Annotated in this window: 2 pseudogenes; both read left to right on the top strand. The window is 65.1% G+C overall.

Annotation, left to right across the window (positions count from 1 at the left end):
* A pseudogene (locus EN742_RS36055) lies at nucleotides 1-231 on the top strand (2-oxo-hepta-3-ene-1,7-dioic acid hydratase); the annotation flags it as partial.
* A 9-nt stretch (nucleotides 232-240) separates the two neighbouring features.
* Nucleotides 241-972: pseudogene (hpaI, locus tag EN742_RS36050) on the top strand (4-hydroxy-2-oxoheptanedioate aldolase); the annotation flags it as partial.

Genomic DNA, 972 nt, shown 5'->3' with positions numbered 1-972 from the left:
GTGTCGCGCAGCGGCGAGGTCGAGGAGACGGGCCTGGGCGCCGGCGTGCTCGACCATCCGGCTAAAGGCATCGTCTGGCTCGCCAACCGGCTGCATCAATATGGCATGCGTATCGAGGCTGGGCAGGAGGTGCTGTCAGGCTCCTTCATCCGGCCCGTGGAATGCAGGCACGGCGACACCATCCACGCGGACTTCGGGCCTTACGGCTCCGTGGGCCTGTTCTTCGAGTAGGAAGCGCAAATGCCGGCACCGAGCAGCGGGGTCAAGAAGGCGCTTGCCGAAGGCGGACCGCAGATCGGTCTTTGGCAGGCCCTCGCCAGTCCGTATACAGCCGAGATCTGCGCCGGGGCGGGCTTCGACTGGTTGCTGTTCGACGCCGAGCACGCACCGAACGATCTGCCATTGCTGGTTTCGCAGCTGCAAGCGATCAAGGCAACCGTCTCTCACGCGGTGATCCGCCTCCAGTGGGCGAGGCCTGGATCATCAAGCAATTGCTCGATATCGGGGCGCAGACGTTGCTGGTTCCCATGATCGAGAGCAGGGCCCAGGCGGAGGCGATGGTTCGGGCCGTTCGCTATCCGCCACATGGCATCCGCGGCGTCGGGGCGGCGCTCGCCCGTGCCTCGGCCTTCAATCGTATCCCGACTATCTGCAGACAGCCAATGAAGAGATCTGCCTGCTGCTGCAGGTCGAAAACCGGGCTGGGCTGGCAGCGCTTGACGACATCGTCTCAAACGACGGCGTCGACGGCGTCTTCATCGGGCCGGCCGACCTGGCTGCTGATATGGGTTTTCTCGGAAAGCCCGGTGCGCCGGAAGTGCAGGCCGAAGTGGAGCGCGCGCTTGTCGCGATCCGATCGCACGGCAAAGCCGCCGGTATTCTGACCGGCGATCTGGGCCTCGCCAAGCGCTACCTCGAGCTGGGAGCGACCTTCGTCGCAATCGGCAACGACGTCACGATGCTGGCCAGCGC

Origin of the sequence: Mesorhizobium sp. M4A.F.Ca.ET.020.02.1.1 (assembly GCF_004022645.1) — a bacterium.
Classification (GTDB): Bacteria; Pseudomonadota; Alphaproteobacteria; order Rhizobiales; family Rhizobiaceae; genus Mesorhizobium.
The sequence above is the reverse complement of the archived record's forward strand: the minus strand, read 5'-3'. Positions and strand labels throughout refer to the sequence as shown.